This window comes from Gilliamella sp. Pas-s95, assembly GCF_009795795.1.
In the GTDB taxonomy this organism is placed as follows: domain Bacteria; phylum Pseudomonadota; class Gammaproteobacteria; order Enterobacterales; family Orbaceae; genus Gilliamella; species Gilliamella bombicola.
In genome coordinates this window covers 23,101-47,144 of record NZ_WTFC01000002.1, presented here as the reverse complement: position 1 = coordinate 47,144, position 24,044 = coordinate 23,101, and the positions used below count along the sequence as shown (strand labels likewise).

General features: G+C 34.3%; 22 protein-coding genes. 7 read left to right on the top strand and 15 right to left on the bottom strand.

Going from position 1 to position 24,044, the window contains the following annotated elements:
* Window positions 1-11: 11 nt before the first annotated feature.
* Entirely contained in the window at window positions 12-1,196 is a 1,185-nt protein-coding gene (locus GQ598_RS00910) for an FAD-dependent monooxygenase (protein WP_160401941.1), read from the bottom strand.
* 14 nt (window positions 1,197-1,210) lie between these two features.
* Complete coding sequence (locus GQ598_RS00905) at window positions 1,211-1,387, bottom strand: Sec-independent protein translocase subunit TatA (protein ID WP_065637331.1); 177 nt, start codon at window positions 1,385-1,387, stop codon at window positions 1,211-1,213.
* 555 nt (window positions 1,388-1,942) lie between these two features.
* Here GQ598_RS00905 and GQ598_RS00900 point away from each other — a divergent pair.
* Together GQ598_RS00900 and GQ598_RS00895 are read left to right on the top strand one after the other, a co-directional pair.
* Complete coding sequence (locus GQ598_RS00900; protein ID WP_160401940.1) at window positions 1,943-2,632, top strand: helix-turn-helix transcriptional regulator; 690 nt, start codon at window positions 1,943-1,945, stop codon at window positions 2,630-2,632.
* A gap of 251 nt (window positions 2,633-2,883) precedes the next feature.
* On the top strand, window positions 2,884-4,719 hold the full coding sequence (locus GQ598_RS00895; protein ID WP_160401939.1) for an ABC transporter ATP-binding protein: 1,836 nt from the start codon (window positions 2,884-2,886) through the stop codon (window positions 4,717-4,719).
* A gap of 79 nt (window positions 4,720-4,798) precedes the next feature.
* Here the strand turns inward: GQ598_RS00895 and dacB are convergent, their stop codons facing one another.
* The gene (dacB, locus tag GQ598_RS00890) at window positions 4,799-6,235 is read right to left on the bottom strand and encodes a serine-type D-Ala-D-Ala carboxypeptidase (RefSeq protein WP_160401938.1); all 1,437 of its coding nucleotides are present in this window, start codon (window positions 6,233-6,235) and stop codon (window positions 4,799-4,801) included.
* A 182-nt stretch (window positions 6,236-6,417) separates the two neighbouring features.
* On the opposite strand from dacB, the gene GQ598_RS00885 reads away from it, so the two are divergent.
* Window positions 6,418-7,443 carry a TerC/Alx family metal homeostasis membrane protein gene (locus tag GQ598_RS00885; protein ID WP_160401937.1) on the top strand — a complete coding sequence of 342 codons (1,026 nt, stop codon included), beginning with the start codon at window positions 6,418-6,420 and terminating at the stop codon, window positions 7,441-7,443.
* Window positions 7,444-7,489: 46 nt separating this feature from the next.
* Here the strand turns inward: GQ598_RS00885 and cycA are convergent, their stop codons facing one another.
* Window positions 7,490-8,887, bottom strand: a complete 1,398-nt coding sequence (cycA, locus tag GQ598_RS00880; protein ID WP_160401991.1) for a D-serine/D-alanine/glycine transporter — start codon at window positions 8,885-8,887, stop codon at window positions 7,490-7,492.
* A 160-nt stretch (window positions 8,888-9,047) separates the two neighbouring features.
* Between cycA and mltA the strand changes: the two genes are divergently transcribed.
* The 3 genes from mltA to asmA all read left to right on the top strand — a co-directional run bounded on the left by mltA (window position 9,048) and on the right by asmA (window position 12,701).
* Window positions 9,048-10,136 carry a murein transglycosylase A gene (gene mltA, locus GQ598_RS00875; protein WP_237410285.1) on the top strand — a complete coding sequence of 363 codons (1,089 nt, stop codon included), beginning with the start codon at window positions 9,048-9,050 and terminating at the stop codon, window positions 10,134-10,136.
* Window positions 10,137-10,206: 70 nt separating this feature from the next.
* Window positions 10,207-10,788, top strand: coding sequence for a dCTP deaminase (gene dcd / locus GQ598_RS00870; protein WP_091347650.1), 582 nt, complete (start codon window positions 10,207-10,209; stop codon window positions 10,786-10,788).
* 32 nt (window positions 10,789-10,820) lie between these two features.
* On the top strand, window positions 10,821-12,701 hold the full coding sequence (asmA, locus tag GQ598_RS00865; protein ID WP_160401936.1) for an outer membrane assembly protein AsmA: 1,881 nt from the start codon (window positions 10,821-10,823) through the stop codon (window positions 12,699-12,701).
* 667 nt (window positions 12,702-13,368) lie between these two features.
* Here asmA and hslU read toward each other — a convergent pair.
* The 11 genes from hslU to sucC all read right to left on the bottom strand — a co-directional run bounded on the left by hslU (window position 13,369) and on the right by sucC (window position 23,283).
* A complete protein-coding gene (hslU, locus tag GQ598_RS00860) occupies window positions 13,369-14,697 on the bottom strand; it encodes an HslU--HslV peptidase ATPase subunit (RefSeq protein WP_091347655.1) in 1,329 nt (442 codons plus the stop codon).
* Window positions 14,698-14,720: 23 nt separating this feature from the next.
* Complete coding sequence (gene hslV, locus GQ598_RS00855) at window positions 14,721-15,248, bottom strand: ATP-dependent protease subunit HslV (protein WP_025316169.1); 528 nt, start codon at window positions 15,246-15,248, stop codon at window positions 14,721-14,723.
* A 149-nt stretch (window positions 15,249-15,397) separates the two neighbouring features.
* Entirely contained in the window at window positions 15,398-16,558 is a 1,161-nt protein-coding gene (gene tolA, locus GQ598_RS00850; RefSeq protein WP_160401935.1) for a cell envelope integrity protein TolA, read from the bottom strand.
* A gap of 27 nt (window positions 16,559-16,585) precedes the next feature.
* On the bottom strand, window positions 16,586-17,011 hold the full coding sequence (gene tolR, locus GQ598_RS00845) for a colicin uptake protein TolR (RefSeq protein WP_160401934.1): 426 nt from the start codon (window positions 17,009-17,011) through the stop codon (window positions 16,586-16,588).
* A gap of 2 nt (window positions 17,012-17,013) precedes the next feature.
* On the bottom strand, window positions 17,014-17,694 hold the full coding sequence (gene tolQ / locus GQ598_RS00840) for a protein TolQ (RefSeq protein WP_160401933.1): 681 nt from the start codon (window positions 17,692-17,694) through the stop codon (window positions 17,014-17,016).
* Window positions 17,695-18,090: a tol-pal system-associated acyl-CoA thioesterase gene (gene ybgC, locus GQ598_RS00835; RefSeq protein WP_091347670.1), complete on the bottom strand. Its 396-nt coding sequence runs from the start codon at window positions 18,088-18,090 to the stop codon at window positions 17,695-17,697.
* A gap of 175 nt (window positions 18,091-18,265) precedes the next feature.
* Entirely contained in the window at window positions 18,266-18,376 is a 111-nt protein-coding gene (locus GQ598_RS00830) for a cytochrome bd oxidase small subunit, CydX/CbdX family (protein WP_141683340.1), read from the bottom strand.
* A gap of 9 nt (window positions 18,377-18,385) precedes the next feature.
* Window positions 18,386-19,522 carry a cytochrome d ubiquinol oxidase subunit II gene (gene cydB, locus GQ598_RS00825; RefSeq protein ID WP_160401932.1) on the bottom strand — a complete coding sequence of 379 codons (1,137 nt, stop codon included), beginning with the start codon at window positions 19,520-19,522 and terminating at the stop codon, window positions 18,386-18,388.
* A gap of 19 nt (window positions 19,523-19,541) precedes the next feature.
* A complete protein-coding gene (locus GQ598_RS00820; RefSeq protein ID WP_160401931.1) occupies window positions 19,542-21,113 on the bottom strand; it encodes a cytochrome ubiquinol oxidase subunit I in 1,572 nt (523 codons plus the stop codon).
* A 100-nt stretch (window positions 21,114-21,213) separates the two neighbouring features.
* Window positions 21,214-22,086, bottom strand: a complete 873-nt coding sequence (gene sucD / locus GQ598_RS00815) for a succinate--CoA ligase subunit alpha (RefSeq protein WP_160401930.1) — start codon at window positions 22,084-22,086, stop codon at window positions 21,214-21,216.
* A 27-nt stretch (window positions 22,087-22,113) separates the two neighbouring features.
* Entirely contained in the window at window positions 22,114-23,283 is a 1,170-nt protein-coding gene (gene sucC / locus GQ598_RS00810) for an ADP-forming succinate--CoA ligase subunit beta (protein ID WP_160401929.1), read from the bottom strand.
* Window positions 23,284-23,460: 177 nt separating this feature from the next.
* On the opposite strand from sucC, the gene fldA reads away from it, so the two are divergent.
* Window positions 23,461-23,973 (top strand): flavodoxin FldA, encoded by a 513-nt coding sequence (gene fldA, locus GQ598_RS00805; protein WP_091347682.1) that lies wholly within the window; start codon window positions 23,461-23,463, stop codon window positions 23,971-23,973.
* Window positions 23,974-24,044: the final 71 nt, after the last annotated feature.

The following is a 24,044-nucleotide window of genomic DNA, read 5'->3' as shown; positions in this document are numbered from 1 at the left end:
GTTAACCTAAATCAAATATGCATAGCGTATTTGATCAATTGTTTTTTTAATAGTGAACTGTGATTAATAGCATTCATGCCAATGGTTCTTAATGTCTTTTTCAGCACATTATCACCATTAAACATATCTTGAATTGTTCTCATGGCTGTGAGCATCACTAACGTATCTTTACGACGGTTAAACTCAAATGACTTTAAATTATTTACAAGTCCAATATCTTTTTGTGTATCAATTAATTGTTCAATGGTCGAAACTAATAAAGCGGAGTCTTGAAACCCTAAATTCACGCCTTGTCCAGCTAAAGGATGAATAGTGTGTGCAGCATCACCAATCAGAACTAAGCGATGTCTAACAAATTGTTTTGCAAAACGCGCTTTTAATGGAAATACCATGCGCGGATTAATTAATTGGCACTTGCCTACTTTATCGCCCGTTAACGCTAGTAATTGATTTGAAAATTCAGATTCACAAAGCGTGGTTAAATTTGCCACATTATCTGGTTTAGTCGACCAAACTAAGCAACTTTTATTGGCATCCCAAAGCGGAAGAAAAGCGATAATCCCATTAGGATAAAACACTTGTCTAGCACAAGATTGATGTGGATACTCAGTTTCAACAGTTGTAATAACAGCATGATGAAGATAATCGCGTTCAAAAACAGGAATATTTTTGCATCTACGTACCCAAGAATGAGCACCATCTGCACCAATCATTAATTTAGATTGTAAAACAGTTTTATCTGCAAGTGTCAAAAAGGCAAAATCGTCATTAAATGTACAATCAATTGCTTCAAAACTATAAAAATGAATATTGGAACACTTTTTAGCATATTGGTAAAGATAATGAGAAATAACATTATTTTCGATTATATATCCAAGATTTGAATAACCATAATCTTTAGCATGAGCAGACAAATGAGCTTGACCATATTTTTCCCATACACCTATTTCGGTAAACTCTTGTACACGTCGACTAGCGCACAGATCATCCCATATACCGATTTGCGAAAAATACCGTTGGCTTGCGCCATTAATAGCTGAGGCTCTAATACCTATTTCACTATGTGACAATGATGCATGCCGATGAATTTTAGCATCTATAATTGCAATGTTTAGTGCATATTGACTAAGTGCGCAGGCTGTCGCTAACCCCACTAACCCTCCACCTACAATTGCCACATCAAATTGAATATTCATACCAATAATTACATCTATTTATTATCTAACTTATCATCATTTTTTGATTCCACTTCGTCATCATTCATCGCTTTTTTAAAGCCTTTCAATGCTGAACCAAGATCTGAACCTAAATTACGTAATTTTTTGGTACCAAATAATAAAATAACTACAGCAAGAAACACTAAAAGATGTGGAATACTAAAAGACATAATAAACTCCTCTCAATAAATACAAGTCTCTATTTAGGATAGGCCTTAAAACAGATTTTATAGCATATTATTATACTCTTTTTATGATGGGATTTCATGAATAGTTCAAGAACAAAAAAAAAGACCTGTATAAAACTATACAGGCCAACATGAAATATAAGGAATATAAGGAAAGAAAACAATGAAAAATCCTTACCCTTCTTATTATCCGTTTTTTTTCTCATTAGTCAACGTTTTTATTTTTTTAATTTATTTAGCTACAGCATAACCAAAAACAGACAAATTAAATAAAAACAAATAAATAAACAAAAAATACAACATTTGATCAATATCAACATTAACTTGAAAAAATAAATATAAACATTAAAATAAACAAATAAGGATGAAAAAGCACGCAACAAAAACAGAAAAACATCAAGTTATGTTTTTTTAAACAATTCACAGAAACAAAAAAATAAAAAGAATTTCATTAATTTTCTATATTATGGATGTGTACAAAATTATTTTAAAATACACTATAATCAATCAACTTATGCAAGAAATAATGAGTCAAAGATGAACACAATTAAAAATAATAATGTTAAAACTTTCAAAGATAGATTACATAGCTCAATGCAAGGTTTATCTGTTTCTGCTTTCGCTAAAAAATGTGATATGTCAGAAACAGTAATCCGAGATTATTTATCGGGAAAAACATACCCATCACTGACACGCTTAGAAGTTATTGCTGAAAAATGTAATGTTTCTTTTAATTGGCTTGCTACGGGACATAGACTAGAATTTGTAGACTCCAAAAATGATGAAGATGTTTACAATGAAAATATTTATCGTATTCCTGTTTATAAAAAACAGCTACCAACAAAAGAAGAGGCACAAAAAGAACGTTTTGTTAGAGAAACCCCTCCGGTAATGAATTATCCTATTATTGAAGGTTGGGTTAAACACCGTGGTTTAGATGCTAAAAAATTAATTATATATTGGGCCAAAGGTGATTTAATGTCACCAGAAATAAAAAATAATAACGGTCTAATCCTTAACACCGAAGTGAGTGATATCGTTGATGGAGCAATCTATTTAATTGAATATGAAGATATTACTTTCTTAAGAAAAGTACGTTTAACTCTCGATGGGTGGCTGTTAATTTGTAACAATAGCCAACACCCTACAATTGAAGTACCAAAAGCAGACTTTCATAAATACCATATTGTTGGTCGTGTTGTACTTATCATTAAAGATATTTATTAATGTCTTTAATCGCTATATATCAACTTTCGAGATATAATAAAAAAACGAGGGAATATTAAACATTTTATTCCCTACTAATTTCTTTGATGTTTATAACTTAAATAATAACAGCTAAATAGTTAATTTATGTTTTTTAAATTTCATGTAGCATATTAGTGTAAAAATAACTTATAGTTATTTGCATTACCTCCTTTTTTCTATATTATTTATAATATTATCAATAAATAATCTTATTATTAATTAGGCCTAACATGTATCGATTTTTTGAAAAATTGGTGTCATCTTATCCGACAGATGAACCTCGTCCTATGGCTAAAAATTTTTTTAGTTTCATATGGCAATCAACTAAAGGAACTCGTTTATTTTTACTACTATTAATTATTTTTAGCGCGTTAGGTGGAGCTTTTGAAGCCTTTTTATACGCAGCTCTCGGTAAAGTTATTGATTGGCTTGCGATTATTGAACCTAGCAAATTTTGGCAACAAGAAAAAACAACATTAATACTATTAACCTTAATCATCCTATCCAGTACAATTATCATTGGACTACAAACTATTATTAAACATCAATGCCTAGCAGGAAATTTTCCAATGCGAATGCGCTGGAATCTACATAGGTTAGTACTTAACCAAAGTATGCGCTTTTTTCAAGATGAATTTGCTGGAAGAATATCAGCAAAAGTCATGCAAACAGCACTAGCGGTTCGCGATACGTGTTTCTTAGTGGCAGATATTTTCATCTATGTCCTAATCTCGTTTATTACTATGGCAACAATCATCGGCCAATTAGATATTTGGTTATTAATGCCATTTATGTGTTGGTGTCTGATTTATGGCATTGCCATGTATTATTTTATTCCCCGATTAAGTAAAGTCGCTAGTATGCAGGCTAATGCTCGTTCTACGATGACAGGGCGAGTGACTGATGCCTATACCAACATAATGACCGTAAAACTATTTTCTCATGCAGGCAATGAGGCAAAATATGCGCAAGAATCAATGGATGAGTTTTTAGTTACAGTAAACAAACAGATGCGCCTAGTCAGTAGTTTTGAAATTGTTAATCATCTATTGTCTATTTTGTTAGTACTAAGCACAACAGGCGTTGCATTGTGGTTATGGATAAATCAGTTCATTGGTGTTGGTGCAATTGCAACAACAACGGCTGTTGCACTTCGTTTAAATGGTTTTTCACACTGGATCATGTGGGAAATGGCTGCCCTATTTGAAAATATTGGGGTTGTTAAAGACGGTATTAATACTTTTTCAGCAACTAAAACAGTTGTTGATCAACCCAATGCAACATCACTTAATGTTACTCAAGGAAAAATTGAATTTAAACACATTTATTTTTCCTATGACAAAAAACAGAGTCATTCAGTCATTGAAAATTTAGATTTAACAATTAAATCTGGTGAAAAAATAGGATTAGTTGGTCGTTCAGGGGCAGGTAAATCAACACTTATCAATTTATTACTTCGCTTTTACGATTTACAAAGTGGCAAGATTGTTATTGATGGACAAGATATTACGACTGTTAGCCAAGAAAGCCTACGAGCCCAAATTGGTATGGTGACACAAGATACCTCATTATTGCATCGAACAGTGCGAGAGAACTTGCTCTATGGTAACAATTACGCAACCGAAGAGCAAATGATTGAAGCAGCTCAAAAAGCACATGCTGATAACTTTATTCAAACACTAGTTGATGCAAAAGGTAGAACTGGCTATGACGCATTTGTTGGTGAGCGAGGCATAAAATTATCTGGCGGGCAAAGACAACGTATTGCAATTGCTCGCGTTATCCTAAAAAATGCTCCTATCTTATTATTAGATGAAGCAACAAGTGCGCTGGATTCTGAAATTGAACAAGCAATCCAAGAAAGCTTATACACTTTGATGGAAGGTAAAACCGTTATTGCCATTGCTCACCGGCTATCAACCATTGCAGCAATGGATAGATTAGTCGTACTAGATCAAGGAAAAATCATTGAGCAAGGAACACACCAAGAGTTACTTATGAAAAATGGATTATATGCACAACTCTGGAAACATCAAAGCGGCGGATTTTTAGCAGCTAATATCTAATTTTATGCTTTACTAGTAAATAATTTTTAGGACACATATTCATTTTAGATAAAACTTATGTGTCCTTCTTACAGAATTATTAATTAATAAAATTTTTATAAAACTCCGATTCAAAACGCATAATGGCACTGTTTTGGGGTTCACTTTGACTGTCGGCGTGATAACCTGATAGTAACTGCACGAAAGCCACATATTTACCATCAGATTTTTGGATAAATCCAGCTAAATTATAGCATCCTTGAATATAACCAGTTTTGGCTCGTATTGTCTCTTTAAAAGGCGCTTGATTAAAACTCTTACGATTTTGTAACGTACCATCGACCCCGGCAATTGGTAACATTTCAATAATTCTTAATTGCGTATTATGGGCAGCAATGTATTGCAAAATTTCCATTAATTTGTCAGCACTTACCAAGTTTAATCGAGATAACCCAGAACCATCAACAATAACTAAGTTCTCAAGATTAATACCTGTTTTTTTGCGTAAAATTTGCTTAACAGCATCACCTCCATTACGCCATGTACCTTGAACGTTATAATAATGAGCACCTAACGTTCTAAAAATGACATCTGCATATAAATTATTTGATTTTTTAAGCATCACCGTTAACAACTCAGAAAGCGGTTCTGATTGACTAGATGCTAATAAAGTCAACTGAGTATTAGTTCTTTGATTACGTTCTAAAAGTGAACCTGTATACGTTATTTTTTGCTGTTTAAGCTCATTTTTTAAAATAGTAGAAAAATACTCCACCCCGTTAATTACCGCAAATTTTAACGCTGTTTTATCTGGGCTTGCAGCAATGCATCCCGATAGATGGTAACGATTTTTATCTGAATAGGTAACATCTAACTCACAATACTTATCATTAAGATCTTTACTATTTTTAGCTATGGTTTTCACATTTCCCGTCACCTGGGCAGGAATATTAGACGACGTAGATATCGTAGCTTGTCCCCCGATTTTACCTGGTATCACTGATGCATAGAAACAATTATCATCAATAATCGCTGCCGATGGCGGAGCACTGTAACAAGCTGTTAAATTATTCCACGACCACCCCTCAGCTTTATCATGACTAGTAAATATTGAAGTATCTAAAATCAAATTTCCTGCAATTTTTTCAATACCTTTTTTACGCAGTTCAACAATCATATTTTTTAATTTTTCTCGGGTAAATGTTGGATCTCCACTTAATTGAATAATAAGATCACCATTTAACTGTTTATTACTTATTGAACCATTGGTTTGCATACGAGTTATAAATCGGAAATCACGTCCTAATTCAAGCTCTGCGGCTAAGGCTGTTATCACTTTTTGAGTACTTGCAGGCTGTTTGAACTGATCACTTTTATATTTTGCTAAAGTCTTAGGTTTACTTTCTACAGATTGAACCAAAATAGATAAATCGCTTCCCTGAGGCAAAGAAGATATATAGGGCTCTACCGAGAGAGCATGCAAGAATCCTGTAAAAAAAGGAAAAAGAAATAAAATAATTATTTTAAATTTTGTCATGAATTTTAGCTCAAAATTGTATTAACTTAAAACAGTTAAATATAAGTTGCAAATATAACTTTTTTTGATTTAGCTAGCAATATATACTCAACCACTTTTATAATTATTATCTATTGAATAATTCAATATAACCAAAACACAAAATTCACTCCATATAGCTATTAATATTAGGTAATATAATTATGATTCAAGATTCATTAGGCTTTCCAATAGAAACTATATTAGTATTTAGTGGGCTAGCCTTGGCCGCAATTATTATTGATTTATATGCTCACCATAACGATAAACAAATTAGTTTAAGCAATGCCATTGTTTGGTCACTATTTTGGATAATCGTTGCATTGGTGTTTGCACTATATTTGTACCTTCATCATGGCAGTGCTATAGCCAGTTTATTTATTACAGGTTATGTCCTTGAAAAAGCATTATCTGTTGATAATTTATTTGTGATTATGGCTATTTTTTCGTGGTTTGCAGTACCAAATAACTATCGTCACCGCTTACTTTATTGGGGAGTTATTGGTGCTATTATATTTCGCGCCATATTTGTCGTAATTGGTACAGGTTTGTTATATTTGGGTCCTTGGATGGAATTTGTATTTTCGATCTTAGTTGCTTGCACGGGAATCATGATGTTAAAAAATCAAGACAATGACCAAGATATCAAAGATTACTCAAATCACTTTGCTTTCCGCATAGCCAAACGTATTTTTCCATCTTATCCCAAAATTGTCGGCCATCAATTTTTATTGTCTCAAAAACAACTTGATACAGAGCTTACAAAACCTGAAAACAAAAATTTAATTAATACAATACCTAAAAGTACTTTTTATGCTACACCACTGTTTTTATGTATTATTGTAATCGAATTAAGTGACGTTATGTTTGCCTTTGATTCAGTTCCTGCAGTAATCGCTGTCAGCCAAGAACCATTAATAGTCTATAGCGCTATGATTTTTGCTATTTTAGGTCTTAGAACTATGTACTTTATTTTACAAGCCATGAAACAGTATTTAGTTCACCTTGGTAAAGCGGTTATCTGCTTACTCTTTTTTATTGCCGGAAAATTAGCTTTAAATGCAAGCAAGCATTTATTTGGATATGGTATTGATATCGATCCAAGCACAAGTCTTTATATCGTTTTAGGCATACTAGCTTTGGGTATTATTGCTAGTATTATATGGACAGAAAAGAATAAAGCTCAATAATAGCAATAACAATGGCAGGGTCCCTGCCATTTTAAGTTCAGATTTATTAACGTTTTAACGAGCGAATAAAATAGCTCACACCTAAAACAACAAACCAAATAGGTGTTGCCACTAATGCTTGGCGGGTATCTGCCTCGAAAGTAAGTAACACAATCACGAAAGCAAAAAACGCTAAACAGACAACACACATCAAAATACCACCGGGCATTTTAAATTGGGATTGTTCATGCAAGTTTAATTTTTTACAACGATAAGCAATATAAGAAATAAGAATCATCGACCAAATAAACATAAATAAAATAGCCGAAATTGTGGTTACTATAGTAAAAGCTTCCATGACATTAGGTACTAAGTAAATCAAAACTACACCACCAAATAAACAAGCACACGAAAATACTAAACCATTAGCTGGCACTGAACGACTAGATAATTTTCCAAAAGGCTCTGGCGCATCTTGTTTTTTAGCAAGTCCAAACAGCATTCTGCTTGTTGAGTAAATACCGCTATTAGCGGAAGATGCAGCTGATGTAAGTACTACGAAATTAATAATACTTGCAGCCGCTGGTAAACCAATTAAAGTAAATAATTCAACGAATGGGCTTTTATTTGGGGAAATTAACGTCCAAGGTGTGACACTCATAATAATGATTAAAGCAAAAACATAGAAAAAGATAATACGTGCTGGCACAGAGTTAATAGCACGAGGCAAATTTTTGCTCGGATCGACTGTTTCGGCCGCCGTTGTGCCAACTAATTCAATCCCCACAAAAGCAAAAATAGCAATTTGAAATCCAGCAAAAAAGCCCATAGTACCATGAGGAAAAAAGCCTCCGTACTCCCATAGATTCGAAAATGCTGCTGTAGTATCTGTCTGTTCGGAATGGAAAGCAGTTATAATAAGTATTAACCCAATACCGATCAGTGCTAAAATTGCAACAATCTTAATCATTGAAAACCAAAACTCTGTCTCACCAAACATTTTTACGGTTAATAGATTTAAAGTTAATAGCAAGACAACAGTCAATAACATTGGTATCCAAGATTGCAGTTCAGGAAACCAATGTTGCGCATATCCAGCAATTGCAATAACATCCGCAATTCCTGTAACCACCCAGCAAAACCAATAAGTCCAACCAGTAAAAAATCCAGCCCAAGGACCTAAAAGATCGTTGGCAAAATCACTAAAAGACTTATACTTCAAATTAGAAAGAAGGATTTCACCCATCGCACGCATAACAAAAAAAAGGATAAAACCAATAATCATATACACGAAAATAATAGAAGGTCCAGCAAGGCTAATTGTCTTTCCTGATCCCATAAATAAGCCAGTACCAATTGCACCACTAATTGCAATTAATTGAATATGACGGTTAGAAAGGTTACGCTTTAGATCATGCTTTGAGGATGTAATGCTCATCGCTATTATTTCCTTTTTTTTCACAATTTCTCGATTTTCTAAGAGTATAGGACTATAAAGTCTATAAAATAAAATCGCAAGCTGAATCTTTATGAAAACTTTTTATAGATTCGTAATAATTATCTGTAGTTTCTTATAATAGAATCTTGTAGCATAGCATTCTATGTTTTATAACTTATTATAATTAATGACTAAGATGAAAGAAAACAGCCATTACTATCGTTTTTATGCTTTATGCTTTTTTATTATGTTATCGCTATTGAGCGGTTGTCAAAGCAACAAAAATGAAGGAAAGCAATATAGAGATGGAAAATTACCGTTACCTCTCAATATCAGCCATCCACAACTGTCCTCCCCTATTAACATTTCTGACTATATTATCCAAGTTTCAAAAATTAAAGAAATATCACCATCTTTATATCAAAAAAATGAGCATATATATAAAGCTATCGATGCTTGGATTAACCGCTCATTAAGCACCAGTGAATTTAAAAAAGTCGGATTAAATAGCTATGAAATGGCTGGGCAAGACGGCTATGGTAACGTACATTTAACGGGTTATTACACTCCTGTGATTAAAGCAAGACATACCCCTACTGCAGAATTCAAATACCCAATTTATAAAATGCCCCCCAAAACAATAAAAGGAAGATTACCAAGCCGTGAACAAATTTATAATGGAGCATTGTCAGGTAAAGGGCTGGAAATCGCTTATAGTAACTCTTTAATGGATAACTTCATCATGGAAGTGCAAGGCAGTGCCTATATTGATTTCGAAGATGGTTCTCCTTTAGTCTTCTTCAGCTATGGTGGTAAAAATGGTCATGGCTATTCAAGCATTGGAAGATTACTAGTAGAACAAGGTGAAATCGAAAAAGAAAAAATGTCGATACAAGCTATCAAAGATTGGGCTAAAAATAAAAGTGAAAAAAAACTGAAAGAACTATTAATTCAAAATCGCTCATTTGTTTTTTTTAAACCACAACACAATGCTGAAGTAAAAGGGGCTGCTGCAGTACCTTTAGTTGCTAATGCATCTGTCGCCTCTGATAAATCACTAATACCAATTGGTTCGGTGGTATTAGTTGATGTCCCCCTCCTTGATAACGATGGACAATATCACGGTAGAAGAGAGACTCGTTTAATGGTTGCTCTTGATGTAGGAGGCGCAATTAAAGGACACCATTTTGACCTTTATCTAGGTATTGGCGATAAAGCGGGTAAATTAGCTGGGTATTATAACCACTATGGCCGTGCATGGGTGATCAAACCTTAAACGACTAGCATCGACGCCATTAGAAGAACCTGTTAAAATAACACAATACGAGTTGAATTAAGGATCACCCATGAGATTATGCGACCGAGATATTGAAGCGTATTTACAAAATGGTAAATTAAAAATAACGCCACAACCGGCAGCTAGCTGTATTAATGGTGCAACCGTTGATGTTAGATTAGGTAACCAATTTCGAACTTTTCGAGAACATACTACACCTTATATAGATTTAAGTGGACCTAAAGAAGAAGTATCTGCAGTACTAGAACGTGTGATGAGTGAAGAAATGGTATTACCCGAAGGTGATGCATTTTACTTACATCCAGGTGAATTAGCATTAGCGGTAACATTAGAATCAGTCACTATTCCTGACGATTTGGTTGGCTGGTTAGATGGACGTTCATCGCTTGCTAGGTTAGGACTTATGGTTCACGTTACCGCCCATCGAATCGATCCCGGTTGGCAAGGACAAATTGTATTAGAATTTTACAATTCAGGAAAAATTCCATTAGCACTTAGACCAGGAATGACCATCGGCGCGCTTAGCTTTGAAACACTAACAGGACCTGCTTCAAGACCATATAACCGAAGACAAGATGCTAAATATAAAGACCAACATGGTGCTGTCGCCAGTCGTATTGATAAAGACTAGATGGTTTATAACCTTAAAAAAGGAATATTAATATGATCAAAAAAATATTGGTTACTTTACTTATTTTAATTTTAGTTATCACAATTAGTATTATTTCTCTTATTGTTTTTGTCGATCCTAACAATTTTCGTGGGTTTATTTCCAATACAGTAAAAGATAAAACAGGTTATGAATTATCTATTGATGGTAACTTGCGCTGGCACATATGGCCACAAGTAAGTATTTTAACTGACTCAGTAAAACTATCCGATAATGGCTCTCAAAAACCCATTTTAACCGCAGATAATATGAGATTGGATGTTGAATTACTGCCTCTTTTTTCAAAAAAATTATCAGTTAAAAATGTATTTATAAAATCAGCAATCATCAACATTACCGATGAAAGTAAAGGTAATATTGCAAAAAACAAAGTTGAAAAACCCTCGAATACTATCACTAATGGGCCTACTGATTTAAAAGATCAAAAAAGTTCATCTAATTGGGAATTTAACCTAAATAAATTTGAAATTGCTGATAGCACTGTAGTATTGCAACATAATGATGATCTTATTAACTTTAGAAATATTAATTTAGTAATAGAACAAAACAAAGATAAAAACATCTCTATCAATCTAAAAGGAAATATAGATAAAAATCAACAAGATATATATTATATAGCTAACGCTTCTGTTGATTTAAATCAATTTCCAGAACAAACTACAATCGACTTAAAAAAGTTAGATTTTACCTATAAAGGCATTACTAATTCAGCAAAAGAGTTAAAAGGTAGTATTAATGGTGTATTTAACTACCAACAGACTCCAATGTTATTAAACAGCCAAAATTTATCTTTTTCAATTAATGAAAATCATGTTACTGGTACTATCAATGCCGATTTAGCTAATAAACCGTATATCAATTTGCAGTTAAATTCAGATAAAATCGATCTCTCTTCGATTTTGGAAATAGATGAAAAATCGAATGAAAAGATAGCTAACCAACAAACATCACCCGTGGTATCAAATATCACAAAAACCACTAATGAATTAAGCTTTCTAAATACTTTTAATGCTAAAGCTAAGTTAAATATCAAACAGTTCAATGCCAACAAAATAACATTAAACAACATTGACGTTGATATTACTAATAATGACGGTATTGCAATATTTAAAAATATTAGTTTAGATTTTGCTAACGGCCATATAGATGCAACTGGTGTAGCAAATGGTAAACAAAAAAATACGCTAATCAAGCTTAATTCTAAGATAACAAATATTAATTTAAACACATTTTTTAATCAAATAAATACCGAAAATGATCTAGATGGTTTATTTAACGCTACTGGAGATTTAGAAAGTAACAGTTTATCGAGTTCCAAACTGTTAGCCAACTTACAAGGAAATCTAGATATTGTTGTGACCAATGCAAAACTAAAAAATCTGAATATTCAAAGTATTATCCAAAATGCAGCAGCACAATATTCAAAAGATGTCATAACACCTGAAAATCAAGAAAAATATACGCAATTTCATAAAATTTCTACCAATGCCTACTTGAAACAAGGTAACTTGGAATTTTCTACACTAAGTGCGAGTTCTGAGACACTTGATGTCATTAATGGCTCAGGAAGGGTTGGAATATTAAATCGAGATTTGGATATTAATTTGAATTTAAAAATGTTTGGCGGTTGGAACGGCAAAAGCGAAACAATTGGAAAACTGCAAAAGTTGACAATACCATTACGTATTTATGGGCAATTTGCTAATCTTCGTTACCAAATAGATATGGGTAAATTAATCACAGATATACTAAGCGATAAATTACAAGAGCGATTAGACAAACTTCGTGATAAATTAGAAAATCGTGATGCTAAAGATCACTCAAAATCTAAATCCAAAGCCATTGATATATTAGATGGATTGCTCAAAAAGTAATAATAAAAAATTCAAATTGCTTACTAATCAAAAACTCGCTTTTAGCGAGTTTTTGATTCAACTATTAAACAAAAAAACAATCAAAAGCATTTTGTCCGTAAAATTATAAAGCCATTAATTTTAAATTTATTTGTGAACTAGTAACTCTGTTTTTATAGCCTTAATAAGTTTTTTTAACATAAAATCTAGCAAACAAGCTCAAAAGCTCTAATCCCAGCCGAATCAAACTCAATAATTACCTATACCTGATAAAAAACGGTTTTATTTCCAACAAAAATCAGTCAGAAAAGGTATTGATTTTATTTAATTTTTTTATTTATGAAAAAATTATTTATTATGCAACATTGAATAAGCACAATACAGATACACACATATCCTTGTGATCTGCTCATCTTACATCCTTATATGGGTTTGATACTAGATAGTTCCCGTTTGTCATTTGCTAATAACTAAGTAGATATCGATAGTATTGGATTTTCGTTAGTTGACTTGTAGTAACCCTATTCAAAATATAAAAAAACAATAAAGCTATTTTTATAGTTTTTTTAGGTTATCTTGCCCCAAAATTGTAAAATTAAAATAAAAAAATAAACCCCGAATTATCTCGGGGTTTATAGCAATTTAAGATGAGAAAAACTCACCTTTATATACCTAATATCTAAGCTATTTATAAAATAAACTTACTTAAATCTTCATCTGCAACAAGTTTATCTAAATGATCGCCAACATATTTAGCATCAATTGTGACAGTTTGTCCATCAAGTTCACTAGCCTCAAATGAAACTTCTTCCATCAAACGCTCTAATACAGTATGCAATCTACGAGCACCAATATTTTCATTTTGTTCATTCACTTGCCATGCTGATTCTGCAATTTTACGAATACCATCAGGAGTAAAATCGATATTAACGCCTTCCGTTGCCATTAGCGCTTTATACTGCACAGTAAGTGAAGCGTTCGGTTCAGTTAAAATACGTTCAAAATCTTCGCTAGTCAGTGCCTGTAATTCCACTCTAATTGGCAATCTACCTTGCAATTCAGGTATTAAATCAGATGGATTGGCAGTTTGAAAAGCACCTGATGCAATAAACAAGATGTGATCTGTTTTAACAGCCCCGTGTTTAGTCGATACAGTACAACCTTCAACCAATGGTAAAAGATCTCGTTGCACACCCTCACGTGAAACATCTGGCCCTGAAGAGTTACCTCGTTTACAAACTTTATCTATCTCATCAATAAAAACAATTCCGTTTTGCTCAACCGCTTCAATCGCTTCATGCTTAAGTTCATCAGGATTAACCAATTTAGCAGCCTCTTCTTCGATAAGCTGTTTAAACGCATCTTTAATCTTCATTTTACGTGGTTTAGTTTTTTGTCCACCTAAATTTTGAAACATTGATTGTAACTGGTTTGTCATCTCTTCCATACCTGGAGGAGCCATAATTTCAACACCGATATTCACACCAGCTAACTCAATTTCTATCTCTTTATCGTCAAGTGAACCTTCACGTAATTTTTTACGAAAAGCTTGTCTTGCTGTTGAATTATGATTATCTTCAACTTGTCCCCAACCATCTTTAGCTGGCGGCACAAGCACATCTAAAATACGATCTTCAGCAAGTTCTTCCGCTCGATTACGATTTCGTTCCATTGCTTCCTGGCGAATCATTTTTACCGCTGAGTCGGTTAAGTCACGAATAATTGAATCTACTTCTTTTCCCACATAACCAACTTCAGTAAATTTAGTCGCTTCTACTTTAATAAATGGTGCTCGTGCCAATTTTGCTAATCGTCTTGCAATTTCAGTTTTACCCACCCCAGTTGGACCAATCATAAGTATATTTTTAGGAGTAACTTCATGACGCAATGTTTCATCTAGCTGCATCCGACGCCAGCGATTACGCAATGCTATAGCCACAGAACGTTTGGCTTTATCTTGTCCTATGATGTGTTGGTTTAATTCGCTTACAATCTCACGAGGAGTCATTTCAGACATAGTTAAATTTCTCTTAAATCAGATTAATAATTAAGTTCTTCAATTGTTTGGAAGTTATTAGTATAAACACAAATATCACCAGCAATCGATAATGATTTTTGCACAATATCATGTGCAGAAAGTGAGGTATTATCTAATAAAGCCCGAGCCGCTGCTTGCGCATAAGGACCACCAGAACCAATAGCAATTAAATCATCTTCTGGTTGAATAACATCGCCAGTCCCTGTAATAATCAGTGACGCACTTTCGTCAGCAACAGCAAGTAACGCTTCTAGTTTACGCAGCATTCTATCAGTTCGCCAATCTTTAGCTAGTTCAACAGCAGCTTTGGTTAAATGTCCTTGGTGCATTTCTAATTTTCGCTCAAATAGCTCAAATAGAGTAAAAGCATCAGCAGTACCACCAGCAAAACCTGCAATCACTTTGTTATTATATAAACGACGAACTTTACGAGCATTACCTTTCATAATAATACGTTCGCCTAACGTGACTTGGCCATCACCACCGATAACGACTTGCCCCTCACGACGGACACTGACAATTGTTGTCATGTTCTGCTCCTTCTTTTACTTAAATAACTTGATTCGGAATGAATAGAGGATATATTGGGATGATTAATGTGATTTCAACATTTACATTTACAGATATAGGTAATTTATTATAAAAATTTTTTAGAAAACATCGTATTTACGTATAAAAATCATTTCGGTTGAAAGTCAATTGTCATCGTCTTTACTTGATTATAAAACGCACTTGCAGGCTTTGGAATTACTGCTTGCTTAGTCGCTGCAAGCGCCTCTCGACATAGTGCGTCATCACCACCTTTTGCACTAACGCTCAGCAATAAGCCATCCGGCGCTATTTGAATTTCTAATATACAATTTCGACCACTATATAATTTATTAGGATTAATAAATTTATTGCTGATAGCATTTTGAACTAAAGATTTATATTTATCGAGTTCTCCATTTGAAACACCTTTGCGGCTAGCTGCACCACCTGATGGACTGGGTGAGCCCGATGTTAGCCCACCTAGCAAATTATCAAGTTCTTTATCTTTTTTTGCTTGTGCTGCTTTTTTTGCTTTTTCGGCTGCAGCTTTATCAGCAGCAGCTTTATCCGCCGCAGCCTTTTCTGCAGCGGCTTTTTCAGCTGCTTGCTTTTTTGCTTGTTCTTCTTTTTGCTTAGCTAGTTCTGCTTGTTTACGTTCATTTTCAGCTCGTTGTTTTTCAAGAAGTTCTTGTTCAGCTTTTGCTTTAGCTTCATGTTCGGCTTTTTGTTTCGCTAATTCTTCTTGTTTTCGCTGATTTTCTTCGCGCTGTTTTTCTAATAATTCTCGTTCTGCTTTTAATTTAGCTTCTTGCTCTGCTTTTTGTTTTGCTAACTCAGCTTGCTGTTGCTCTAAACGCTGTTTTTCCGCTTGCCTTTGCTGTTCTTCTAACTGCTCTTTCGCTTTGCGATCAGCTTCTTCTTTTTGTCTCGCAACCCTTGCAGCCTCCGCGGCTTCTGCTTCTTTCTTTTGTAGTTCTTCTACTCTTAGGCGCTCTCTTTCTAACTCTTTAAGCCTCTGTTGCTGAGCTAGCTGTTGCTCTTGTAACTCACGAGCCTGATTATCTATTTGTTGCTGTCTTTGTTGTTCAGCTTGTTTTTGACTAACTTGCGTTTTTAGTTGTCTTTGGTACTGTTCGGTCATCACAGAAGGATCAACCATAATAGCGTCTATAGAATTCCCATTAACACTACCATAGTTAGCATCATTATCATGCAGAGCCCGATACCCCAAAATGATGATTAAAATCACATGTAATATAATGGATATTATAATTGCTATACTTAATTTTGAATTTGGCTTATAAGACATTGCTGACATCTTGCTATATTATTTTATTTAAATTGGTTGAGTCATTAATCCTACAGACTTAACGCCCGCAGATTGTAGTAAATTCAAGGCTTTTATAATTTCTTCATAGGGCACATTTTTAGCCCCACCGACTAAAAAAACAGCTTTGTCATTAAGTGACATTTGTTGCTTCACTTCTGCGACAATCTGCTCTTGTGGTAAGTTAGATTGACGATCCTGATCAATAATCAGTGCATATATCCCCACACCAGATACTTCAATAATAATTGGTTTATTTTCTGAAGACGAAACCGTTTTTGATTCCGACGCCTCTGGCAGGTCAACTTCAACACTTTGGCTAATAATTGGCGCTGTTGCCATAAAAATAAGCACTAATACTAATAGTACATCCAGTAGAGGGACTATATTGATTTCAGATTTAGTTGAATAACGTGAACGCCTGTTTCTGCTCATAATTACTTCCTAACAGCAACAGCTTGACGTTGTAGAATTGCAGAAAATTCATCAATAAAGTTAAGGTAACTTTGTTCAATTCGGCTTACCCCCAATGACAAGCGATTATATGCAAGTACCGCAGGAATAGCAGCAAATAAACCAATTGCAGTTGCAATTAACGCCTCAGCAATCCCTGGTGCGACCATTTGTAACGTTGCTTGTTTAACAGCACCTAACGAAATAAATGCATGCATAATTCCCCAAACAGTACCGAACAAACCGATATATGGACTTATAGAACCCACCGTCCCTAAAAAAGGAATATGTAATTCTAGAATATCTAGCTCACGATTCATTGCTAAGCGCATAGAGCGCGATGCACCATCTAAAGCCGATTCAGCCATATTTGGGTTAATTTGATATAGCCGTGAAAACTCTTTAAAACCTGAATAGAAAATATGCTCTGTACCGCTAATTTCTTCTTTATGAAATTTTGCTTTATCAAACAAAACATTTAAATCATCGGCAGCCCAAAAACTATTATCAAATTGCTCAATCTGTTTTTTAGCTTTACCTAAAATCATAGTTCGTTGAAATATAATAGCCCACGACATAACGGAAAAAGCAAGTAGCAATAACATAACGCCTTGTACTAACAAGCCAGCCTGCAAAAACAGAGCAATAATATTCAGATTTTCCACTTATATAAACTCCAAAACTAATAACTTGGGAAGCCCACATGGCTTCATTTTAATAATATCAACACAAGCGATAAGAACACTTGCTGTACTAATAATTTGTTTATTTTGATTAAAAATAGTTTGCTTAAAAATAATAGACGCTTTACGAACTTGTTCAACCTCAGAACTGATAGTTAGCATATCATCTAAACGGGCTGGAAATTGGTAGCTAATATCCATCTTTTTTACAACAAAAGCAATACCTTCTTGTAATAATGTTTGTTGGCTAATACCAAGCTGCCTTAAAATTTCTGTCCTTGCTCGTTCATAAAAAGCAAGATACCTAGCATGGTAAACAACACCACCAGCATCCGTATCTTCATAATAAACTCTTGCATTCCAATTGAATTGTCTCATACCCGAATTATACTAATTAAATTTAGTGCTATTATATCTGAATATAAAATTCACTGCACTATGATATAAAAAACACAAATGAAAAAAATTATCATTTACATTTTATTCTTTACAACTCTATTTAACAATTAAAAAGGTGACGATTTGCCACCTTTTTATTATTTTTTAATTAGTATTATTTGTTATTAGATTCTTTTTCGCTACTATCGCGTTCAATCCATAAGCCAACTACAGCGGATAGCATACATGCAGCCATAAGTCCTATAAACCATAAAACGTAATACATAACTTTTCCTTAATAAAGTGAGTGTTTATTATTTTCGATATGATTTTTATCCAATCGCCCAAACATTTTGATATAAGACCAAATAGTATACAAAAGAACTATAGGCAAAAAGATAAGAACAACAACAAACATAATATTAAGTGTTAATTGACTTGATGATGCATCCCATATTGTCAAACTTGCATTTGGCATAATGCTTGAAGGCATAATGAATGGGAAAGTTGCAATACCGTAGGTAAATAAAACACATGCAATTGTTAATACTGATGAAACAAACACTAATGCATTTTTATTTAAACTAGAAAAAAGAATAGTCAATAGCGGCGACAAAACACCTAAAGCAGGTACTATCCATAAAATAGGACAATTCATATAGTTAGTTAACCATGACGTATTTATAGATACGGTCTTGCTTAGTGGATGAGATGAAGCATTATAATCAATCACGCTAGTTACTTCATAGCCATGAATACCAAATGTCACCCAAACACCAGCTAGCACAAATGCAATTAACATGACTAAACTGGCAATTTGTGTAGCCTTTCTAGCTCTTAAATAAAGTTCACCTGATGTTTTCAGCTGTAACCATGCTCCACCATGAGCTACAAATAACATTAAGCTAACAACACCAGTCAACAGTGCAAATGGATTAAGCAAACCAAAGAAGTTACCATCATAAAACACACGATAAGAGTTATCAAATCTAAAAGGAACACCTTCTAATAAGTTACCAAAAGCGACCCCAAAAACCAATGCAGGCACAAAGCTACCAGCAAAAATGCCAGCATCCCATAAATTACGCCATTTTGAATTTTCTAATTTACTACGATAATCAAAACCAATTGGTCTAAAAAACAGTGCACAAAGCACTAAAATCATAGCAATATAAAAGCCTGAAAATGACGCAGCATATGCCATAGGCCACGCAGCAAAGACTCCTGCACCAGCAGTGATCAACCAAACTTGGTTGCCATCCCAATGGGGAGCAATTGCATTAATCATAATTCGACGTTCTGTATCTGTTTTACCGATAAAAGGTAATAAAATACCCACGCCCATATCAAAACCATCGGTGACAACGAAACCGATTAAAACAACACTAATTAGTACCCACCAGATGACGCGTACAATTTCATAATCAATCATTGTGTATACTCCCTATGCCCTATTCTGTTACCGGTTGTGTTTTTTCATAATGATAGTTGCCCGTACCTAAAGAACTAGGTCCTAAACGAGCAAACTTAAACATTAAGAATAATTCAGCAACTAAGAATAATGTATAAAGGCCACAAATAAGTACCATAGTGAATAGCACTTCACCTGCAGTTAATGATGAATTTGCTACTCCTGTCGGTAAAATATCCTGAATTGCCCAAGGTTGACGCCCATACTCGGCAACAAACCAACCAGATTCACATGCAAGCCAAGGGAATGGTAAAAACAAAACTAACAAACGATGTAACCAACGTTTCTCACCAATTTTATTTTTATAAGTAGTCCATAAAGCAAAGCCAGTGCCCAAAATCATTAACACACCAAGACCTACCATCACTCTGAAAGCCCAAAATAGTGGCCATACTGTAGGAATTGAGTCTTCAGTAGCAGCTTTAATATGCTCTTCTGTCGCTTGAGGAATCGTTAAATTATCACGATCGGTAAAACGTTTAACCAGATAACCATAACCTAAATCAGATTTATTATCCTCAAATGCTTTAAGGACATCAGGATCTTGATTACCTTTTTGAATTTTTTCTAAATTTGTATAAGCCAAAATACCTTTACGAATTCTCTTTTCATTATTCGCTAATATATCTCTTAATCCAGTTACTTGCGTGTCCAATGAACGAGTGGTCATTATGCCCATTGCATAAGGAATTTCTATTGCAAATAAATTTTCTTTATTTTTTTGTGATGGAAAAGCAATGACATTGAATGATGCTGGTGCCGGTTGAGTTTCCCATTCAGCTTCAATGGCAGCAAGTTTGGCTGGTTGGACAGTTGTCATTTCATGCCCAGCTTCATCCCCCATTAGAGCAACAGCAATCGACATAATAAACCCAAATGTCGCGGCCACAGCAAAAGAGCGTTTAGCAAAGGCAACATCACGCTTCTTCAACAAATAGTAAGAACTAATACTTAAAATAAAAATAGCACCTGTTAAATAACCTGCAGCAACGGTATGAACAAATTTATATTGAGCAACAGTATTAGTAATCAGCTCAAAAAAGCTCGCCATTTCCATACGTGAATTAACTGGGTTAAATTCAGATCCCACAGGGAATTGCATCCAACCATTAGCAACTAAGATCCAAAGTGCCGAAAGGTTAGAACCAAATGCAACACACCAAGTCACCATTAAATGCTTACCACGGCTTAATCTATCCCAACCAAAAAAGAATAAACCTACCATAGTTGATTCTAAGAAGAATGCCATTAAACCTTCAATGGCTAACGGCGCACCAAAAATATCACCCACATAATGTGAATAATAAGACCAGTTAGTACCGAATTGAAATTCCATGGTTAAGCCAGTTGCGACACCTACTGCAAAGTTAATACCAAACAGTTTGCCCCAAAACTTTGTCATATCTTTCCAGACTTGCTTACCACTAACAACGTACACCGTTTCCATAATTGCTAGCATAAACGCTAAACCCAACGTTAATGGAACAAAAATAAAATGATACATTGCAGTAAGTGCAAACTGGAGGCGTGAAAGTTCTACTATATCTAACATAAGCGCTCCCTCTAATCCTTAAATACTCACAAATTTTTATGTTATTGACGGCTATTATACACCGATAATGACAGAATAAAATTGATATATATCAAAAAAACTATATCTTAATTTGTTTTTTTACAGCATCTCCAATATCCGTAAGACTTTTTACAACCGTAATGCCCGCAGATTGCAATGATTTTGATTTTTCTACTGCTGTACCTTTATTACCTGAAATAATCGCACCTGCATGCCCCATACGTTTTCCTGATGGTGCAGAAACACCAGCAATATATGCAATCACAGGTTTAGTTACGTGTTTTTTAATATATTCAGCAGCTTCTTCTTCAGCGCTACCACCAATCTCACCAATCATCACAATAACTTCAGTTTTAGGATCTTGCTCAAGTAAGGCTAAAATAGAGATAAAATCGCTACCAGGAATAGGATCACCGCCGATGCCAACACATACTGATTGTCCTAAGCCAATATCCGTTGTTTGTTTAACTGCTTCATAAGTTAGTGTTCCAGATCGAGAAACGATTCCCACCTTTCCTGCTCGATGAATATGACCCGGCATAATACCTATTTTACATTCATCTGGGACAATAATACCGGGACAGTTAGGTCCAATCATTACGACATCATTTAGCCTTAATTTTTCTTTAACAACTAACATATCTAAAGTTGGAATACCCTCAGTAATACAGACAATTAATTTAATACCTGCATCAATCGCTTCCAAAATAGAATCTTTACCAAATGCTGCTGGTACATAAATAACACTTGCAGTTGCACCGGTTGCTTCAACCGCTTCTTTAACAGTATTAAAAACAGGTAAACCTAAATGGACTGTTCCCCCTTTACCAGGTGTCACACCGCCAACTAATTTAGTACCATAAGCTAGCGCCTGTTGTGAGTGTAAAGTACCTTGCCCCCCCGTAAATCCTTGGCAAATGACATTGGTTTCTTTATTGATTAAAATTGACATAATAACCCTTCTCCACACGCCTCTTCATTAGACAACAGCAACAATTTTTTGAGCCGCATCGATTAAACTTTCTGCAGTAATAATATTTAATTTGCTTTTAGCCAAAATTTCTTGCGCAAGCTTAGCATTATTACCTTCAAGACGAACAACAACAGGAACATTAAGACCTATTTCTTTAATTGCACTAATAACCCCATCAGCAATTAAATCACAACGAACAATACCACCAAAAATATTAACCAAAATTGCCTTCACATTTGTGTCAGATAATATCAACTTAAATGCTTCAGCAACGCGCTCTTTCGTCGTGCCACCACCTACATCCAAAAAGTTTGCAGGTTCACCTCCATGTAATTTAATAATGTCCATAGTTGCCATTGCAAGACCTGCACCATTAACCATACAGCCAATATTGCCATCCAATGATACATAGCTAATACCTTGTTTTGCAGCTATTGATTCACGTTCATCTTCTTGAGTTGTATCTCTTAAAATGGTTAAGTTTGGGTGCCTAAATAGCGCATTATCATCTAAAACAACTTTTGCATCTAAACAAATGAGTTCATCTAAATCGGTAATAACTAATGGATTAACCTCGGCTAATGAAACATCGTTTTCTAAAAATAGTTTTGCAAAATTAACAAATAGCTTTGTAAACTGATTCACTAATTTGCCTGTTAATCCTAACTTAAATGCAAGCTCACGACCTTGGAATGAACAAGGTCCTGTTAAAGGATCGAGTGAAGTTTTGTGGATTAAGTGTGGTGATTTTTCGGCAACACTTTCTATATCAACGCCGCCTTCAGTTGAAGCCATGATCACAACACGTTTAGAACTACGATCAACCACCGCCCCTAAATAAAGTTCCTTATGAATATTAGACGCTTTTTCAATTAGAATTTTATTAACTAACTGACCTTTATCAGTTGTTTGATAAGTAACAAGATACTGCCCCAACCATTTTTCTGCAAATTGCTTTATTTCATTATAGCTTTGCGTGCAAATAACGCCGCCGGCTTTACCTCGTCCTCCTGCATGAACCTGACATTTAGCAACCCAAAGGCCTGAATCTGCCTGTGAAGATAATTCAGATAACGTATCTTGTACTTCATTAATTGAATTACAAACATACCCCTCAGGTACAGGCAAATTATATTGTTTAAAAAGATATTTAGATTGATATTCATGCAAGTTCATAAAGAAATTCCACAGCCTAAATTAATATAAAAACAGGTGATAATTCTAATGCAAGATAAATAAATTGTATAGCAAATAATAACTTATGTTTGGGGTTAGTTAGGATGATTGCTGATAGTAAGTGACAATGATATACTTCTAGAATATTTTAATATCGAAAATAATAAAGGTACAAATATGAAACAAGTTGGGATTTTTTTTGGTAGTGACACTGGCAACACAGAAAATGTAGCTAAGCAAATCCAACTCATTTTAGGTAGTGACAACGCCGAGCTTTTTGACATTGCAAAAGCCACTAAAGAAAACATCGAACAATACAATTATCTATTTTTTGGCATTCCAACTTGGTACTACGGCGAATCACAAGCAGACTGGGATGACTTTTTTCCTAATTTAGAAAAAATTGATTTTAACGGTAAAACTGTGGCTATTTTTGGTTGTGGTGATCAAGAAGACTATGCCGAATATTTTTGTGATGCCATGGGAACACTTCGCGATATTATCGAGCCTAAAGGTGCAAAAATTGTTGGACACTGGTCAACCGAAGGTTATAGCTTTGAAGCGTCAAAAAGTTTAGTCGATGACACACATTTCATTGGTTTAGCAATTGATGAAGATCGTCAACCTGAATTAACTGAAGAACGTATTAATAATTGGGTCAATCAAGTCAAAACTGAAATGAAAATTTAATCTATTAAAACGATTTCTTTTATTTACCATATATAGTTCCTATAATGGATAAATATTAATAACTTAATGGG

What these genes read in the sequence shown, in the direction of transcription:
- GQ598_RS00900 (WP_160401940.1), top strand. Translation starts at nt 1,943, where the DNA reads ATGAACACAATTAAAAATAATAATGTTAAAACTTTCAAAGATAGATTA.
- hslV (WP_025316169.1), bottom strand. Translation starts at nt 15,248, where the DNA reads ATGACAACAATTGTCAGTGTCCGTCGTGAGGGGCAAGTCGTTATCGGT.
- GQ598_RS00830 (WP_141683340.1), bottom strand. Translation starts at nt 18,376, where the DNA reads ATGTATTACGTTTTATGGTTTATAGGACTTATGGCTGCATGTATGCTA.
- dcd (WP_091347650.1), top strand. Translation starts at nt 10,207, where the DNA reads ATGAGATTATGCGACCGAGATATTGAAGCGTATTTACAAAATGGTAAA.
- dacB (WP_160401938.1), bottom strand. Translation starts at nt 6,235, where the DNA reads ATGACAAAATTTAAAATAATTATTTTATTTCTTTTTCCTTTTTTTACA.
- cydB (WP_160401932.1), bottom strand. Translation starts at nt 19,522, where the DNA reads ATGATTGATTATGAAATTGTACGCGTCATCTGGTGGGTACTAATTAGT.
- mltA (WP_237410285.1), top strand. Translation starts at nt 9,048, where the DNA reads ATGACTAAGATGAAAGAAAACAGCCATTACTATCGTTTTTATGCTTTA.
- GQ598_RS00885 (WP_160401937.1), top strand. Translation starts at nt 6,418, where the DNA reads ATGATTCAAGATTCATTAGGCTTTCCAATAGAAACTATATTAGTATTT.
- asmA (WP_160401936.1), top strand. Translation starts at nt 10,821, where the DNA reads ATGATCAAAAAAATATTGGTTACTTTACTTATTTTAATTTTAGTTATC.
- GQ598_RS00910 (WP_160401941.1), bottom strand. Translation starts at nt 1,196, where the DNA reads ATGAATATTCAATTTGATGTGGCAATTGTAGGTGGAGGGTTAGTGGGG.
- GQ598_RS00895 (WP_160401939.1), top strand. Translation starts at nt 2,884, where the DNA reads ATGTATCGATTTTTTGAAAAATTGGTGTCATCTTATCCGACAGATGAA.
- tolA (WP_160401935.1), bottom strand. Translation starts at nt 16,558, where the DNA reads ATGTCTTATAAGCCAAATTCAAAATTAAGTATAGCAATTATAATATCC.
- tolR (WP_160401934.1), bottom strand. Translation starts at nt 17,011, where the DNA reads ATGAGCAGAAACAGGCGTTCACGTTATTCAACTAAATCTGAAATCAAT.
- sucC (WP_160401929.1), bottom strand. Translation starts at nt 23,283, where the DNA reads ATGAACTTGCATGAATATCAATCTAAATATCTTTTTAAACAATATAAT.
- GQ598_RS00820 (WP_160401931.1), bottom strand. Translation starts at nt 21,113, where the DNA reads ATGTTAGATATAGTAGAACTTTCACGCCTCCAGTTTGCACTTACTGCA.
- sucD (WP_160401930.1), bottom strand. Translation starts at nt 22,086, where the DNA reads ATGTCAATTTTAATCAATAAAGAAACCAATGTCATTTGCCAAGGATTT.
- hslU (WP_091347655.1), bottom strand. Translation starts at nt 14,697, where the DNA reads ATGTCTGAAATGACTCCTCGTGAGATTGTAAGCGAATTAAACCAACAC.
- fldA (WP_091347682.1), top strand. Translation starts at nt 23,461, where the DNA reads ATGAAACAAGTTGGGATTTTTTTTGGTAGTGACACTGGCAACACAGAA.
- ybgC (WP_091347670.1), bottom strand. Translation starts at nt 18,090, where the DNA reads ATGAGACAATTCAATTGGAATGCAAGAGTTTATTATGAAGATACGGAT.
- GQ598_RS00905 (WP_065637331.1), bottom strand. Translation starts at nt 1,387, where the DNA reads ATGTCTTTTAGTATTCCACATCTTTTAGTGTTTCTTGCTGTAGTTATT.